At 57.3% G+C, this 16,862-nt stretch carries 13 protein-coding genes and 1 pseudogene; 10 read left to right on the plus strand and 4 right to left on the minus strand.

Annotated elements, in window-relative coordinates; all coding sequences use genetic code 11:
• Positions 1–951 precede the first annotated feature (951 nt).
• The 4 genes from tnpC (OEG84_RS03530) to OEG84_RS03545 all read left to right on the plus strand — a co-directional run bounded on the left by tnpC (OEG84_RS03530) (position 952) and on the right by OEG84_RS03545 (position 7,627).
• Complete coding sequence (gene tnpC / locus OEG84_RS03530) at positions 952–2,229, plus strand: IS66 family transposase (RefSeq protein WP_267651873.1); 1,278 nt, start codon at positions 952–954, stop codon at positions 2,227–2,229.
• Positions 2,230–3,279: 1,050 nt separating this feature from the next.
• Positions 3,280–3,684: an OsmC family protein gene (locus OEG84_RS03535; protein WP_267652451.1), complete on the plus strand. Its 405-nt coding sequence runs from the start codon at positions 3,280–3,282 to the stop codon at positions 3,682–3,684.
• A 58-nt stretch (positions 3,685–3,742) separates the two neighbouring features.
• Positions 3,743–6,196: a heavy metal translocating P-type ATPase gene (locus OEG84_RS03540; RefSeq protein ID WP_267652452.1), complete on the plus strand. Its 2,454-nt coding sequence runs from the start codon at positions 3,743–3,745 to the stop codon at positions 6,194–6,196.
• A gap of 304 nt (positions 6,197–6,500) precedes the next feature.
• A protein-coding gene (locus OEG84_RS03545; RefSeq protein WP_267652453.1) for an IS3 family transposase occupies positions 6,501–7,627 on the plus strand; the annotation gives its coding sequence in 2 pieces (ribosomal slippage) (positions 6,501–6,765 and positions 6,765–7,627; 1,128 coding nt in all).
• Here OEG84_RS03545 and OEG84_RS03550 read toward each other — a convergent pair.
• Complete coding sequence (locus OEG84_RS03550) at positions 7,545–8,807, minus strand: GIY-YIG domain-containing protein (RefSeq protein WP_267652454.1); 1,263 nt, start codon at positions 8,805–8,807, stop codon at positions 7,545–7,547. The genes OEG84_RS03545 and OEG84_RS03550 overlap by 83 nt on opposite strands.
• A gap of 789 nt (positions 8,808–9,596) precedes the next feature.
• On the opposite strand from OEG84_RS03550, the gene OEG84_RS03555 reads away from it, so the two are divergent.
• On the plus strand, positions 9,597–10,823 hold the full coding sequence (locus OEG84_RS03555) for a site-specific DNA-methyltransferase (RefSeq protein WP_425602891.1): 1,227 nt from the start codon (positions 9,597–9,599) through the stop codon (positions 10,821–10,823).
• A gap of 572 nt (positions 10,824–11,395) precedes the next feature.
• Positions 11,396–11,863 (plus strand): phage terminase small subunit P27 family, encoded by a 468-nt coding sequence (locus OEG84_RS03560; RefSeq protein ID WP_267652456.1) that lies wholly within the window; start codon positions 11,396–11,398, stop codon positions 11,861–11,863.
• Positions 11,864–11,900: 37 nt separating this feature from the next.
• Here the strand turns inward: OEG84_RS03560 and OEG84_RS03565 are convergent, their stop codons facing one another.
• Positions 11,901–12,662, minus strand: a complete 762-nt coding sequence (locus tag OEG84_RS03565) for a hypothetical protein (protein WP_267652457.1) — start codon at positions 12,660–12,662, stop codon at positions 11,901–11,903.
• A 34-nt stretch (positions 12,663–12,696) separates the two neighbouring features.
• On the minus strand, positions 12,697–13,974 hold the full coding sequence (gene tnpC, locus OEG84_RS03570) for an IS66 family transposase (RefSeq protein WP_267651873.1): 1,278 nt from the start codon (positions 13,972–13,974) through the stop codon (positions 12,697–12,699).
• Between the two features lie 421 nt (positions 13,975–14,395).
• Between tnpC (OEG84_RS03570) and OEG84_RS03575 the strand changes: the two genes are divergently transcribed.
• The 4 genes and pseudogenes from OEG84_RS03575 to OEG84_RS03590 form a co-directional block, all read left to right on the plus strand.
• Entirely contained in the window at positions 14,396–15,004 is a 609-nt protein-coding gene (locus tag OEG84_RS03575; RefSeq protein WP_267652458.1) for a phage tail tube protein, read from the plus strand.
• The gene (locus OEG84_RS03580) at positions 15,004–15,309 is read left to right on the plus strand and encodes a hypothetical protein (RefSeq protein ID WP_267652459.1); all 306 of its coding nucleotides are present in this window, start codon (positions 15,004–15,006) and stop codon (positions 15,307–15,309) included. Before OEG84_RS03575 ends, OEG84_RS03580 begins: the two co-directional genes overlap by 1 nt.
• Positions 15,303–15,527, plus strand: a complete 225-nt coding sequence (locus tag OEG84_RS03585; RefSeq protein ID WP_267652460.1) for a hypothetical protein — start codon at positions 15,303–15,305, stop codon at positions 15,525–15,527. The genes OEG84_RS03580 and OEG84_RS03585 overlap by 7 nt, the downstream gene beginning before the upstream one ends.
• 259 nt (positions 15,528–15,786) lie before the next feature.
• Positions 15,787–16,068 (plus strand): annotated as a pseudogene (locus tag OEG84_RS03590) (integrase core domain-containing protein); the annotation flags it as partial.
• Positions 16,069–16,128: 60 nt separating this feature from the next.
• Here OEG84_RS03590 and OEG84_RS03595 read toward each other — a convergent pair.
• Positions 16,129–16,848, minus strand: coding sequence for a ribonuclease activity regulator RraA (locus OEG84_RS03595; protein ID WP_267652461.1), 720 nt, complete (start codon positions 16,846–16,848; stop codon positions 16,129–16,131).
• Positions 16,849–16,862 lie beyond the last annotated feature (14 nt).

Genomic DNA, 16,862 nt, shown 5'->3' on the forward strand with positions numbered 1-16,862 from the left:
TATGTCCACAATCCAGGTAATTGCCTTCCATTGCAACCAGCTGCGTCGCCCCGTTCAATCTGCTGGTTAGCTTTGCCAAAAGGGTTGGCCCGATCACAGCTAGGGAATAACTTGTTCCTGCAATGAAGAGAACCCGGGAACAATCCCGAGCTCTCTTCTCTGGGTTAGGCGAGTACGGCGCTCGCAGGGCTCTGGGCGGTGTCCTTCAACTGGTCAGCCCGGCGAGCAACTGAGCGTCGCTTGATTGGGGCATCTTCGGTCGCTTGCGAGGGCATGGGCTCAAATGCAAATTCCAACTGGATCACTCTCTGGTTCCTGTTCTCTCTGTGTGGTGCTCAATCGTGCATGAGGAAGCAGTTTTTGTTCAAAGTAGACCACATACGGCCCCCGAGGGTCGGGGGTGGTTGGCTGGCTGCTTCTAAGGCAACGCATATCAGGGCGGGATAGGCCCACCTCGCCAGAGCGGAATCGGAATCCATCAATAGTCATGCCGAGAAAACACTCCCGACCGATGGCAGCCAAAACCAGAATGCAATCATTGTCGGTGAAAGAGTAGCAAATCCAAAAAGGTCGGTTTCCTGCCCGTCAGATGTATGAACTCGCCCAGTATGGACCTGACATCCTCTTTCTCATCAAACCCTAGCTGGCGGCTCTGCAAACCGCTCCTGTCGACATGTTCACAAGTCTGCTCATTGGCGCTGGCCTAGTCCCGTCCATGAAACCATTGACGGGGGGGCATGATTGTCAACCGATGCGACCCGTCAAGTCCTGCCTAGCGGCCGTGGCTCGTCGTTGCCGACTACGCCCGCACCATTCCGCAAGTCAGAACTGGACTGCTCACCTTCGATTCTGGGATAGGTCGAGATTCGAATGGAAAACTTCGAAATTCGAAAAATCGCCGTAATTACCCACCCCCTTGCCATGCACCACAATGTCTGAATCCATGATGATATGGATCGGACTGATTTGCAGCAGCTGAGCAAGGACGAATTGATCGAGATGGTGCTTCGGCTCCAACGGCCTTCCAAGGATTCTCGGACGTCTTCCAAGCCGCCCTCGACGGACAAGAAAGAGAAACGCGTCAACTCACGACCGGGTGGAGCCAAGCCCGGGCATGAACCCCACAATAGGGTGCTGGCGGATTTTGCCGACATGTTTCGCGATCATGAACCGACCGCCTGCAAGAGATGCGGCCATGCGTTTTCCGGTGATGATACGATGGTGCTGGCCGGGGCCTATGACGAGATCGATATTCCTGCGATCCGTCCTCATGTCACCCGGCATCGGCGTTTTTCCTGTCATTGCCCGCAATGCGGCACGACAACAAAAGCCACCGCACCTGCCGTGGCAACCGCAACGCCGTTCGGGCCAGGCATTCACGCGCTGGCGATCTACCTCAAGAGTTTCCATGCATTGTCTTACGAACGCCTGAGCGGTGTGTTCATGGATATCTTCGGCCTTAATGTGAGCGAGGGCGCGATCATGAACATGTTTTCCCGCTCCCGTCCGAGCTTCCAGGCCACAGCACAGGCCGCCAAGGCCAGCCTTCGAGCCGCCCGCGTTGTCGCCAGCGACGAAACCGGTGTGCGTATCGAGGGCACAAATGCCCAACACTGGGTTTTTCATTGCAAGGATGCTGTTGTCCACCAGCCCGATTACTCCCGTGCAGCACGGGTCGTTCACGAGACCATGGGCGGCCATGTCCCCGAGGTATGGATATCTGATCGGTATTCAGCCCAGCAATCTCACGGCCATCGACATCAAACCTGCCTTGCACATTTGGCGCGTGATACAGCCTTTGCGCTGGAACATGGCGAGGATGATCTCCCTCTTCGCTTCCAGCTTTGGTTTGGCCGTGTGTTTGATTTCGCCAGAGCCATAAGCACATTCGCTGCGTCTACCGTCGCAAGCAAGAAGCGCAAATTCGATAAACAGCTTGCCGGGCTTCTATGCGCCCCGACTTCGTGCGACCTGGCCCAAAAGCTCCAGGCCAAGATCGGGCGGGCCCGCGATCAGCTGCTGACGTTTTGCGACTATCCCGGAGAAGTCGATGTCACCAACAACACATCTGAGCGAAAGCTCCGTCCATGGGTCATTCAGCGAAAGGTGACAAACGGATATCGCGCCATGTGGGCCGCCCAAGCAGAGGCGGATGTACGCACGACCATCGACACCGCCCGCCTCAAAGGCGCAAACCCCTTCCAGGTCATCGCATCCGTCCTGGCATAGGCCGGTAGAAGAACCGGAAATCACGAATTCGGGGGTGGGTAATTACAAATCGCCAAATCTGAGGAAATCCGACAGTTCGAAATTCGAACAATTCATTTCGAAATTCGAAACGTATATTTCGAACCTCGAACGATCATGTAGGCGGTGGGAAATTTCGCCGATTCAATGTCACGTACATGTACGTGATACCGAAAAGACGGTTTTCAGGTTTTTGTCGTGCCGTCCAAACGATTCGAATGTCGAACCGTTTGCGCCGAAATTCGAATCGATCAGTTCAAAATATCGATCTTTCGAGATTCGAAACGATTAATTCGAGTTTCGAAGTGTGAACAAAATTGAATTCGAAATCGGCGGCGGTCGGTCCCGGATCGCGATAAACGCGACCTCCTGCGGCAGCCTCTGTCTCCAATTTCTTCATGCGCGAATGTCCGAATTCCCGCTCTGCGGCGCGATGCTTAATTCTCCGATATGCTCAATTTATCTGGCGCAGAGCTCAGGAGGTTGAGCAGGGGTCAAGCTCATTTTGGGCTGCGGCGGACACCCAACAATTCGCAGGACAGATGACCGTATGGAGATGCCGCGAACGGCTTAGAAGGGCGGAAAGCTGACTTTCGTTGCAGATTGCACCAACGGCAGCTATGCGCCAAATCGCACTTCGGCCAAGGTCATGGCGATATATGAGTTCCACCGACAAACGCCGCCACTCGATACAGTGGTATCGGCCCGAAGGAGTAGGCATCTCTGGCTAAGCGCGAGGGTGTGGCATGAGCCCGCCACCGAGTTCTGGTCGCATGGTTCGAGTTCGACTTGACTTCGGTCAACGACACAAGGCTCGCCGCGCCTACCACTGATGCAAGATAACTGACGAGCAATAGTGCCAGCTGAAATGTGTGGTGAAATAAACGAGACAGGGAAGAAGGAACTTGCCGCGGCCGCGGCATCCCGCTTTGACACGATCGCCTCATCCGGATCATGCTGATGAACAGTTCCAACGTGTGCAATTGAGGTCTCCCGGCGATGCCGGTCGGCCCCTCATAAAGGAAGACACTCATGCTTGAATACAGGGTGGCAGCGCGCCGTGTCGACAATCACGGGGCGGAAGCCTCGACAAAGGAGGCGCGGATCATCCTCGATACCGACATGGTGGGCAGGCCGGATGCCTTCAATCCGGCCGAACTGCTTCTTGCATCGGTTGCCGCCTGCATGATCAAGGGCATCGAGCGCGTGACGCCGATCCTCGACTTTCATCTGCTCGGCGTCGAGGTCACGCTCCATGGCATCCGGCAGGACAGCCCTCCCAAAATGGTGTCCGTCACCTATGAGTTGATTGTTGACACCACCGAGACCGACCAGCGGCTCGACTTGCTGCATAAGAATGTTCGGAAATATGGGACGATCTCCAACACCATAGCCGAAGCCACGAACCTTCAAGGAACGGTCCGTCGAAAGGAGTGAGGTTGCCTCGCGGCCTTCTCCTGGCGAAACGTCCTCCCGAAAGAAAGACCTCACGCCCATGACGAAGTTTGATGCAAGCAATCTGCAACTCGATCTTCCTGTCGTCCTTCCGAATATTCCAGATGAACATGATGCCTGCGTCGATCGATTGGTCGCAGACCTGGCCGAGCGCGAAGGCATGTCGAAGGTTCATGTCCTTGCCGCTGCCGAAGGTCAACCAGCCAAGCTTTGCATTCACTACGATCCCGGGATCATCAGCCTTGCCAGGATTATGGAGGTTGCCGAAAGTTCCGGTGCCCGACTAACCGAACAATTTGGCCATGTCCTTTGGGAGGCGAACGGCATCCAAAATGCGAGCCGTGCCCGTACGGTCACGGACTATCTGCATCAGATGCCGGGTGTTCTGGAAGCCGTGGCCAATGTTGCCGGTCCAGTGCGGATCGAGTTCGACAAATCGGTGACATCTGAAACGACCCTCCGCAGGGGATTGGAAGACTTGGGCGTCATCTTCCCTTCAACCCAGCCAGCACCGACTGTCGACCATGTTGAGGAAGGTGAAGAAAAGGACCACGGTGGCATCTTTGGCAGCAACACAGAGCTGATCTTTGCCTTGATCTGCGGCGGTTTTCTCGCAGCGGGTTTCGCGTCATCGTTTGTGGTGTCGATACCAATATGGATTCCGCTCGCCCTTTATGTCGCCGCCTATGGATTTGGTGGGTATTACCTTCTCCGCGAAGCCATTGAGTCATTGCTTGTCGGTCGCTTCGAGATCGATTTCCTGATGCTGGTTGCGGCGGCAGGTGCGGCGGTTCTCGGCGAATGGGCCGAGGGAGCCCTGCTTCTTTTCCTGTTCAGCATCGGGCATGGGTTGGAGCACTATGCGATGGGCCGCGCCCGCCACGCCATTGCCGCACTTGCGGAACTCACGCCACCAACCGCCGAAGTCAAGCGAGACGGCAAAATGCGCGAAGTGCGTGTGGCCGAACTGGTTGTGGGCGATGTTGTTGTCGTCCGACCGAATTCGCGTATTCCATCGGATGGGTTCGTGATCCTTGGGACGAGCAGTGTCGACCAGGCCCCCGTAACCGGCGAGAGCGTTCCGGTGGACAAATGGGCGGTGAGCGATATAGCCGAGGCCGCATCGATGGCCAGCGAACTTGCAGCCGAATTCCGCGTCTATGCCGGCACGATCAATGGCGGCGGAGCCCTTGAGATACAGGTCTCCAAGTTGGCCAAGGACAGTACGCTCGCCCGCCTCGTGCAGATGGTTGGCGAAGCCGAAACCCAAAAGTCGCCTACACAGCGCTTCACTGACCGCTTCGAGCGCATTTTCGTTCCGGTGGTCCTGCTGTCAGTTGGCATGCTGCTGTTCGCATGGGTTGTCATCGATGAACCATTCAGCGCCAGCTTCTATCGCGCCATGGCGGTTCTGGTGGCCGCAAGCCCCTGCGCACTAGCCATCTCCACTCCGAGCGCGGTGCTTGCGGGTGTCGCGAGAGCCGCACGTGGTGGGGTCTTGGTCAAGGGTGGTGGCCCGCTCGAAAACCTTGGTACGCTTGGTGCTATCGCCTTTGACAAGACCGGGACGCTGACGGAAGGAAAGCCACAGGTGACCAATGTCATTCCGGCTAACGGGGTCACAGAGCAGGAACTGCTTGCGGTCGCTGTCGCTGTAGAAGCACTCAGCGATCATCCCTTGGCAGCGGCATTGGTTCGTGATGGAACCGAACGGCTTGGGGGCGACACGACACTGGCTGCGGCCGATAACCTTCAAAGTATCACTGGACGTGGCCTTGTTGCAGAGATAGCGGGCGAAATGGTTTATGTCGGCAAGGCCGCCCTTTTTGCCGAGATAGAAGGATCACCAATTCCTGCCGATGTGGCGGAGGATTCGGAGAGCCTTGAAAGGCAGGGACGCACCACAATGGTCGTGCGCAAGGCCGATCGTTACCTGGGGGTGATCGGCCTCATGGACAAACCGCGCGCCTCGGCTGCAGGCGTGATCAACAGCCTCCGCTCACTCGGCATTACACGTATGGTGATGATTTCCGGCGACAACAGCCGTGTCGCCGATGCCGTCGCGAAGGAGGTCGGCCTTGACCAGGCGATGGGTGATTTGATGCCAGAAGACAAGGTAACGACCATCAAGCAACTGCGGTCGGAGCAACCGGTCGCAATGGTGGGTGATGGTGTCAATGATGCACCTGCCATGGCCAATGCAACAGTCGGGATCGCGATGGGGGCTGCCGGTTCCGACGTTGCACTTGAGACTGCCGACGTAGCGTTGATGGGTGACGCTCTGGAGCGCCTGCCATTCGTCATCGGCCTTAGCCGCAGGACCAGCCGGACGATCAAGCAGAATCTTTGGATCAGTCTTGGCATGGTCGCCATTCTGGTTCCCGCCACATTGCTCGGGCTTCAGCTCGGCGCGGCGGTTCTCTTCCATGAAGGCTCGACGGTTCTCGTAGTGATTAACGCCTTGCGCCTGCTCGCCTACAAGGATGAAGCCTAACCAATCCGCGGCCCAATGTCGAAAGTAGAGAGTGCATCCCAACTAAATGAACAAACCGTCGGCAGCATCCCTGTAGGCCGCACGGGGGCTCATGTCATAGGCATTTGGAAACCGTCCGTCGAACCTGTTGTGTCTGCTTCGGGCTCAGGCCCCGCCATTGTCTGCACCCTGGATGGAGGTCCGCAAAGGGCCGAAATTGACCTATAGTGGATGGCCCACTTTTCGTCTCAGTTTGCGCTGGAGTTGCCCCCTGAAAGTGGTCCACCAACTGGGATAGATTATCCCTCAAATTGGAGGATCAGCGATGGCTGGAAAACGAGAGAAGCCGGAAGAGATTGTATCGAAGCTTCGGCAGGTTGAAGTTCTGCAAGGGCAAGGTGCGACGATTGCTGACGCGGTGCGCCAGATCGGCGTGACACAGCAGACGTTTTATCGATGGCGGAAGCTCTATGGCGGGATGCAGCGATCTCAACTCACTCGGCTGAAAGAGCTGGAGAAGGAGAACCAGCGGCTTCGGCGGGCGGTGTCTGACCTGACACTGGACAAACTCATCCTGACCGAGGCGGCAAAGGGAAACTTCTAAGCCCTTCGCGTCGGCGCAAGTGCATCGACCATGTGCGGCGGGAGCTCGGCGTATCAGAACGCCGCGCCTGCCGCACGCTCGGACAACACCGATCCACACAGCGCAAGGTGCCACAGGGCCGGGCAGATGAAGAACGGCTGACCGATGATATCATCGAACTGGCCGACAAGTACGGGCGCTATGGGTATCGCATGGTCACCGGTCTGCTGAACAACGCGGGCTGGCAGGTAAACCATAAGCGGGTTGAGCGCATCTGGCGGCGTGAAGGGCTGAAAGTGCCACAAAAGCAGAAGAAAAAGGGGCGGCTTTGGCTGAACGACGGATCATGTGTGCGTCTCAGACCGGAACGGCCAAACCACGTCTGGTCCTACGACTTCGTCCAGGATCGAACCGCTGACGGCCGCGTCTATCGGACGCTGAATATCATCGACGAATACACCAGGGAGGCACTCATGATCCGCGTGGACCGCAAGCTCAACTCAACGGACGTGCTGGATGCTCTGACAGACCTATTCATCCTGCGCGGCCCGCCGGAATACATTCGGTCGGACAATGGGCCGGAATTTATCGCCCAGAAAGTGCGGGATTGGATTGCAGCTGTTGGAGCCAAGACGGCCTACATAGAGCCAGGCTCACCATGGGAGAACGGATACTGCGAAAGCTTCAACGCCCGGTTCCGCGACGAGCTGCTGAACGGCGAAATCTTCTACAGCCTAAGGGAGGCGCAAATCCTGATCGAGCAATGGCGTATCCACTACAACACCGTCAGGCCGCATAGCGCTCTGGGCTACCGCCCGCCCGCGCCGGAAAGCATTGTCCCGATGGACCAGACGCCCATGATGCACTAACAATCAAACCGGACCACCTGATGGGGGCACGCCAGTGTTTGCCTCCGGCGCGTATTGCATGGGGTGGGACGCCCTGTGACCGGCTGAACGAGACGTCGTAGTTAGGCAGAAGGAAGTCCGACCGCACCAGCCCCCAACAGGCAGAGAGGATGTAGAAACGGTCGGCTGGCATGGCCCCAGCAACGGCACCGTAGGCCGGGTTCATATAAAGATCGGCTGCGGTATGTAGACCATAGGGGTTCGCCCCCGTCGCGGCATGCGCCCTGTTGTAATCGAGCACGCGCCGCCGCCAGGCAAACCCGTCCTCATCCTCTGAATCGGGATGAACCGGGCGGATACCCGGGATGGGCGGTGTAAGTTCCGGATCCGCGACGAATGCAAGAGCCGTGCCATCTTGGGCCTGAAACCGGCCGCCGTCTCTTTTCGACTTGGCGCATTGCATGACGAGGATCGGAGGCACCCCGGTCATCGCAGACGGACTTTTTGGAGAAACTGGTCGTTCCTCAATCAGTGCCTCCAGAACTTTGAGAAACGCCGGGTCATGCGTCTCGGTCACGTGGTTGTTGTTCCAAAGCCCGGATTTGCGCACGCGATCCCGATCACTATTTAGGCCGAGCCACCTTGGTGATGGCGGATCAATGGGCGCGCGGTCGTAGTTGGAGAGCAGAGCAATCACGTTTCGCTCGATGAAGCCTCGAAGGGAACCAGGTCCCGGATTATCCGGAATGTCGAGCCAGGCCACGCGCATGGCGCCGATATGGTCGCTAACCGCTTCCTCCTGAGGTCGCTCAGATGCTCCCACCTCCACAGCCGGGACCTTCCTGTTGCCCCATGTCCCGACGGTCTTGTTATCTTTTGCAAAAAGTGCCGCGCCGACGAGCTCCCGGAAAATCGAACCTCGATGATTTCCATCTTTTGGCGTCAAGGTGCCACGATGTTGTGAAAGCCGCTTCCACAGTGTCGAAGAAGACCCTTCAATCAATCCGTGCGTCCCGATACGGACCACGCGAGGCGTTCCGTCGCCGCGGGTTTCTCCGGTTTCGAAAAAGAAGTAGACGCCCCGGTCTGGCCAGCCGTCTTGAGCAGAGGCTGGTCCCATCTGCCGCGATGGGGTTTTCGCGCTCAGTCGCTCTAAGAGAGAGTAGAAGGTCTTGACATCGTCGAGACGGGAATACTTCATCCGGCTACCCCTGACACATAAAAGTAGACGGTCTCAACTTGGCAGTTATTCGATGTGAAAACCACCCTCCGAAAGGGCGCACAAAGATCTACGTTCGCTCCGTCAAGCCGGTCGGCCACCCCGAGAGCGCGCTCGTCTGTGGCTCCAAGTCCTGTGAGGCCAGTGGTTTCATCTGGCTCGAGACCCATGAGACGGAAGCATATGACCGTGGCAAGTCCGTCTTCGATGCCTTTGCCAGTTCGGCGATGAAAACGCGAGCCAAATAATCCGGCCGTCCCTTCCGGACGCCCCGTTGATGAACCTGAGAATGATGCAGGCGCAGCGAATGGTGGAAAGGTCCGCATTGCGGTCATCCAAGACTTGCTCAGGTGGCGGTTCGAAGCGTCGGAGTCAGACCTCTAGAATATCCTGAACGAGCGGGGATGATGCCCGAGCTATTGATGAATGCGGTCACAATCGACCGACAATGACGCTTGTGACGGCAGAATACATATTTGTTCTCACGCGCGTACGTGAAAGAAACATGTATTCCGGTGTCACATGCGTCACTGTTCCTGTGCTCCGATATTCTGGCGTCATGCGACCACCAGCGCTGTTGTCGTCAAGCGACCATCGGTGTCGAGTTTTGGCCAAAGATTACAAAAAATGTCATGATTACAAGCACTTGTTGATTTGCTATGATCGTTGTGCCGGAAAAGCCCGGTTTAGCTGCGGGGAGTTTTCGATTTGGCGGTCACGACATCACAAATGAAGAGTGTGCTTGCTCCGAAGCCGGATCAGAGCCCGGAGATGAACCTCCGCGTCGTTCAACGGTCGGTCGAGGATCTCATTCCCTATGCCCGCAATGCGCGGACGCATTCGGATGCTCAGGTTGCACTGATCGCGGGCTCGATCCGGGAATACGGGTTTACCAATCCGGTCCTCGTGGATGGCGAGAACGGAATCATTGCGGGGCATGGCCGGGTCATGGCGGCTCGTAAGCTTGGTGTTGCGACGGTGCCCGTGATCGAACTGGCCCATCTCACCAGTGCTCAGAAGCGGGCCTACATCCTGGCCGACAATCGGCTGGCCGAGGCGGCGAACTGGGATCAGCAGTTGTTGGCGCTTGAGGTTGGCGACTTGGACGGATTGGGAATTGATCTGACGACACTTGGTTTTGAAACGGCGGAACTTGACGCCATTCTGAACCGCGATTGTGCTGATCCCCGTGAGGAAGACACTCCAGAGCCCCCCAGCACACCTTTGTCCATGCTGGGAGATCTATGGTGCCTGGGGCCGCATCGATTGCTCTGCGGCGACGCTACCGTGGCGGCAGATGTTGAGAGGTTGCTCGACGGAGCCAGCCCTCACCTGATGGTTACCGATCCTCCGTATGGCGTCTCATACGACCCCGCATGGCGTAACGAGACGGGTGCGGCGAAGACGAAGCGTACAGGGAAGGTGCTGAATGATCACCGCGCCGACTGGCACGAGGCCTGGGCACTGTTTCCGGGCGACGTCGCGTACGTCTGGCATGGGGCGTTGCACGCAACAACCGTCGCTGAAAGTCTTGGAGCAGCGGGTTTCGACGTCCGGTCTCAAATTATCTGGGCCAAGGAGCGCCTGGTTCTGAGCCGCGGCGACTATCACTGGCAACATGAACCATGCTGGTATGCTGTACGAAGCAAGAGTACCGGACACTGGAGTGGCGACAGGAAGCAGACCACGCTGTGGACAATACCCAGCCGGGATCAGGACGCTGAAACGGTACATGGCACTCAGAAGCCTGTCGAATGCATGCGGCGGCCAATCGTCAACAACTCCAGTCCCGGGCAGGCAGTCTACGAGCCGTTCTGTGGTTCGGGGACGTCCATCATAGCGGCCGAGACCAGTGCGCGTGTCTGCTATGCCATGGAACTCGACCCTGCATACGTCGACGTGGTCGTGCAGCGCTGGCAGAGCTTTACCGGCAAGGATGCCACGACGACAGATGGAAAGCGTTACGCCGAAGTCATCGCCAACAGAGTTGAGACATGACCCAAAGTCGCTGGGTGTTCCTGGTTGAAGTCGTGTGCAACAGGCTCGTCAGATGGAATGGCGCATTGCTGGGCCAGTTGGTTCTGTGCGCCCTCATCGGGTTGCAGTTGACCTTGACACAAGCCCATAACTTGAGTGGCCGCCTGAGCTATATGGCAGTCGAACAAAACGATGCTCTACCCGGATTGTCCGAGCGCGTCGTGTCGAGACAAGACGATGATGGTTGAAAACTGTGATCCCGGGTGGTGCCCCGGGGGGGGCGGTCCGATCTTCGGGGCTTTTGGGATGAGGACCGGCTGGGAAGGTTTTCTTTTACAAGCGCGAAATTGGCAGGGGGGTATCCCCCGTCATCCGGCCGCCCTTTCTCTATAGAATTCAAATCGTTGGCACCGCTTAATACCTGAAAGGACGTGCGCAATGATAGACCAAGTCGATGTATCGAAGGCTGACTTTGACCATCCAGAATCCCTTGTTCAACGACCGGGGTGGAAGATTGCGTACAGCTCCGTCCCTCTTCGCTTCGAAGCCCAGGAGATCAAACTGCTGATCCCATCCGGCGAGAAGGAACCGTTATGAGAGGACGAAAGCCAAAGCCGACGCGACTGAAGCTGATCGAGGGCAATCCCGGACGACGACCTGTGAACGGACGTGAACCGCGACCGCCATCGGAGAAACCCACCTGCCCTGCCCATCTGTCGCCAACAGCCAAGGCAGAATGGAAACGTCTGGCCGAAGTCCTGAACCGTATCGGACTGCTCACACAAATCGACCGCACAGTGTTTGCCGCCTACTGCCAGTCCTACGGTCGCTGGGTTGAGGCCGAGAAAAAACTCACCGAGACTCCCTCAATCCTGAAGACACCCGCAGGCTATATTCAGGTGTCGCCATGGCTGACGATCTCAAATAAGCAATTGGAATTGATGGCGAAGTTCATGACCGAACTTGGCCTCACACCCTCTGCGAGATCACGACTGGCGGTTCAGATCCCGACAGGCCCCAAGCCTTGGGAAATCGACCCGGCCGATGAGTTCTTTACCTGAAAGACTGGGTGCCAGGACTGATCGTGGCGAACTGGCTTCAAATGTAAACTTCTTCGCGGTCTTCACGATAGTCACCAACCACCCAGATGAAGCTCTGGATGTCTATACGGTCGAGAGGCTTTAAATCGCTGAGTTCTCGGTTAGTCTTTTCTACAAGATCCAGCAGCTGGGCGTAGACATCGAAATTCAATTTTGCTTCATATATCGAGGCAAACGGATGACCGACACGTGCGGCGTAGTCCTTTGTAACCTCGGGCTTCAGAAACATGTGTCTTTCAGGTTGCCAGAGATAGGGAAGATAAGTCGCGACTGTCCATTTGGCGCAATCGTAAGGCTTGAGCTTAGCTTCCAGACGGCCAAGCGATGTTTTGTCACCGTGCTTCGCAAAGGTGGCTGCTGCCTGAATGACCGCATCAGCATCCGCACCACGAAAGACATCCTGCAATTTAGTCTTTTCGAAAGGAGAGAGCATGTTTGTGGCTCGAAAAACGGAAAGAACCGCTTCGCCGAAGCCTGATCCTGTAAGAACCTTTTCAAGGGGCGCTGTATCGTCAAGCTTCCTCTTAGCAGCGAGTTTGTAGTTTCTTTCTTGATTGGCATAGCCATCAGAATGAAAGCCATTGGGAAAAAACTTTAAAAAACGACTTCGCGCTCCCGCATAGCCGAAATACCTTGGATCTGACTTTCCAGCCTCGTCATGAAGTTGCTGCCAAACTTGATCGGGATCGTTGCCTTCAGCGAAAATCTTGCCATCCGCAAGACCGAAGAATTTTCCGTCCTTTGCAGCGTAATTACCCACCCCCGAATTCGTGATTTCCGGTTCTTCTACCGGCCTATGCCAGGACGGATGCGATGACCTGGAAGGGGTTTGCGCCTTTGAGGCGGGCGGTGTCGATGGTCGTGCGTACATCCGCCTCGGCTTGGGCGGCCCACATGGCGCGATATCCGTTTGTCACCTTTCGCTGAATGACCCATGGACGGAGCTTTCGCTCAGATGTGTTGTTGGTGACATCGACTTCTCCGGGATAGTCGCAAAACGTCAGCAGCTGATCGCGGGCCCGCCCGATCTTGGCCTGGAGCTTTTGGGCCAGGTCGCACGAAGTCGGGGCGCATAGAAGCCCGGCAAGCTGTTTATCGAATTTGCGCTTCTTGCTTGCGACGGTAGACGCAGCGAATGTGCTTATGGCTCTGGCGAAATCAAACACACGGCCAAACCAAAGCTGGAAGCGAAGAGGGAGATCATCCTCGCCATGTTCCAGCGCAAAGGCTGTATCACGCGCCAAATGTGCAAGGCAGGTTTGATGTCGATGGCCGTGAGATTGCTGGGCTGAATACCGATCAGATATCCATACCTCGGGGACATGGCCGCCCATGGTCTCGTGAACGACCCGTGCTGCACGGGAGTAATCGGGCTGGTGGACAACAGCATCCTTGCAATGAAAAACCCAGTGTTGGGCATTTGTGCCCTCGATACGCACACCGGTTTCGTCGCTGGCGACAACGCGGGCGGCTCGAAGGCTGGCCTTGGCGGCCTGTGCTGTGGCCTGGAAGCTCGGACGGGAGCGGGAAAACATGTTCATGATCGCGCCCTCGCTCACATTAAGGCCGAAGATATCCATGAACACACCGCTCAGGCGTTCGTAAGACAATGCATGGAAACTCTTGAGGTAGATCGCCAGCGCGTGAATGCCTGGCCCGAACGGCGTTGCGGTTGCCACGGCAGGTGCGGTGGCTTTTGTTGTCGTGCCGCATTGCGGGCAATGACAGGAAAAACGCCGATGCCGGGTGACATGAGGACGGATCGCAGGAATATCGATCTCGTCATAGGCCCCGGCCAGCACCATCGTATCATCACCGGAAAACGCATGGCCGCATCTCTTGCAGGCGGTCGGTTCATGATCGCGAAACATGTCGGCAAAATCCGCCAGCACCCTATTGTGGGGTTCATGCCCGGGCTTGGCTCCACCCGGTCGTGAGTTGACGCGTTTCTCTTTCTTGTCCGTCGAGGGCGGCTTGGAAGACGTCCGAGAATCCTTGGAAGGCCGTTGGAGCCGAAGCACCATCTCGATCAATTCGTCCTTGCTCAGCTGCTGCAAATCAGTCCGATCCATATCATCATGGATTCAGACATTGTGGTGCATGGTAAGGGGGTGGGTAATTACTTTGCAGCTAGACGTAGGGCTCGCTTCCCTAAGCTGCCTTGCCGAATTGTTTTTGCGACGCCCATATAACCCCCTCCACAACACGAAATCCTGTCAGAGAAGATAGCCGAGGCTCCGCCGAGGTGGAAAGCTTTATTCCCTTGGTTTCACCCGAAGGTGCTACATCATAATCGAGACACAAAGCCACCCATCGCGAAACCATCCTCGCCGCGCTTCAGCGTCTATCGTCGCACGGGCTCGAGCCTGCTGGTGCGGTGGGAAGGCTAAATTCTAAGGGTCAGACGGTCCCCACTCGTAGACTGGGTGCGGCAAGGTCACCACCGCCCCTTGGACGCATGAGTTTCAGTCGGGTGCCTGGACGCTGCCCAGCATGTCGATCGAGACCGGCATGCCCGAGGGGCCGCGCTATGCGATGTACTCGGGCTGCGTGCTCGACCAGATAATCTGGCAGGTGCAGCGGTCTGGCCTGCTCACGGCAACCGCGCGGCTGGTGGCGCAGGGCGAGACAGTCGGCACGACGACCAGCGCCGGAACGCCCGCCGCGCTGGAGCTGAAGCGCTTCGGCCATTTCAACGGAGCGATCAAGCGGAACGGCTTGGCTCTTGGCAACGTGGTCTCGGCCGAGATCACCTATGCTAACAACCTCGACCGGATCGAGACCATCCGCTCGGACGGCCGCATCGACGATGCGGACCCGTCCATCGCCGCGCTCACGGGGCGGATCGAGGTGCGCTTCGCCGACCTGACGCTGGTGACGCAAGCAATCAACGGCGAGGCCTGCGAGCTGGAGTTCGACTACGCCCTCCCCTCCGGCGAGAGCTTCACCTTCACCGTGCACGCAGTCTACCTGCCCCGCCCGCGGATCGAGATCTCCGGACCGCAGGGCGTGCAGGCCACCTTCGACTGGCACGCTGCGCGCGACAGCTTGGTCGGACGGATGTGTACCGCAACGCTGATCAACGATATCGAGGTATACTGATGCTGACGCTCGATCTGACAAATGCCCCGCGTTGGCATGACTTCGCGCCTGGGGTGCGGGCGCAGCTGCGCCCGCTGACCACCGTGTTGATGGTGGCGACGCGCAGCGATCCCGCCGTCGAGACTGTGCCGGAGCAGGCCTCCGACGAGGAACGCGCTGTTGCTTTCGCCAAGGCGCTGGCACGTCGTGCCGTTCTGTGTTGGGAGGGCGTCGGCGACGCCGACGGTAACCCCATCAATGCAGACCCGGAGGCCATTGACGCGCTGCTCGACGTCTGGCGTTCGACGGCGTCGAGGCAATGCTGAACGGCGTGGTCTCGCGCATCAACGGTTTCATCGGCGGGATCAACCAGGGGCTGGGAGCCCTCGGGCCGGAGCGCCGCATCTCGCTGGTGCCCGACCTCGACCTCGGCGAGATCGAGAACCGCTTCGAGGGCGCGGCCAGCGCCGCCACGACGGCGGCGCAGGCAGCCCTCGACCGGGCCTTCGAGGACAACCCGCTCAGTACCCCGATCTCGGTCTGACGGAAGCCGCGAACCGGGCGCTCGAATCCGCGAACCTCTACCGTGGCGCGGCGCGCGATTTGGCCGAGGGGGCACGTGCCCCGCTCGAAAGCTGGCGGGCGCTGCGCGACGCTGTATCTTCCACGAAAGACGAGCCAAAACTGCGCCATGAATCCGTCGAAAGGCAGATAAAACGCCCTGCCAGGGTAACAGTGGGGGAAAAGTCATGCCTTTGCGCAATGCTGAACAAAAACGTGATCAGAAGAGTGGGTTAATGCGGGTGTCCATCTCTATGGACGGCAAGGGCGCATGGCGAGACAATGTCTTCTCCTCTCATCGTTCGCAGGCGAACGACTGCCGGGCAATGATCGAGCGGCTTTGGCGGTCGAGCAAATATGAGGAGGTCTATCTCCACGCCTACAAAACGGTGCCGGAGGCCCGAGCAGGCCTCAGTCGATATCTGGCCTTCTATAACAGCCGACGCCCACATTCATCCCTTGACCGGCAAACACCGGATCAGGCTTACTTCAAAGCGCTGACGCCAATACTGGTCGCAGCATAATCGAGTCGGAAATCCACTTAACGAAACGCCCTGAACTGTTCAGAGGAACCGAGCCACCTCTCAGAACCTATTTGCTATATTACTTTTCCATTCGTTGAACTGCTTCTTTATGGCTGGATCCGTTTGAGGATAAAGTCCGGTAATGGAGGCACCCTCGCGCACCCGTTCAATGACAAAATTCTCATAAAGCGTCATCTCTAGAGCTTCGAGTGCGATTTCTCCGGCAATTCCCGCGGGAACAACAATCACGCTGTCATCGTCACCGACAATAATATCGCCAGGGAAAACGGGGGCATCTCCACAGCCAATAGGACCATTGATCTCAATTGCTTCATGCAAGGTCAGGTTCGTCGGGGGAGAAGGGCGCTGGTGATATGCTGGCATGTCAAGTTGCCCAATAGAGCTAGCATCTCGAAATCCGCCGTCGGTAACGATCCCTGCCCCGCCACGTTTCATCAAACGGGTCACAAGGATGTCGCCAGCCGAAGCTGCACGCGCGTCTTTACGGCTGTCAATTACCATGACGGAGCCGGGCGGACATGTCTCAATTGCCTTCCGTTGCGGATGATCAGGGTCAAGAAAAACGTCGAGGCCATTCCGATCTTCACGGGCAGGCATATACCTCAAGGTAAATGCTGGCCCAACCATGTTCTCGCCATTCTGCGTTAAGGGGTGGACTCCCTGGATTACCTGATTACGCAAACCGCGTTTGAACAATGCCGTGGCAAGTGTAGCTACAGATATTTTTCTCAGCGAACTAATTGTATCGGACTTTTGCAAGGAAGTTCTCCTGA

The sequence above is a fragment of the Hoeflea algicola genome, assembly GCF_026619415.1.
Lineage (GTDB): Bacteria > Pseudomonadota > Alphaproteobacteria > Rhizobiales > Rhizobiaceae > Hoeflea > Hoeflea algicola.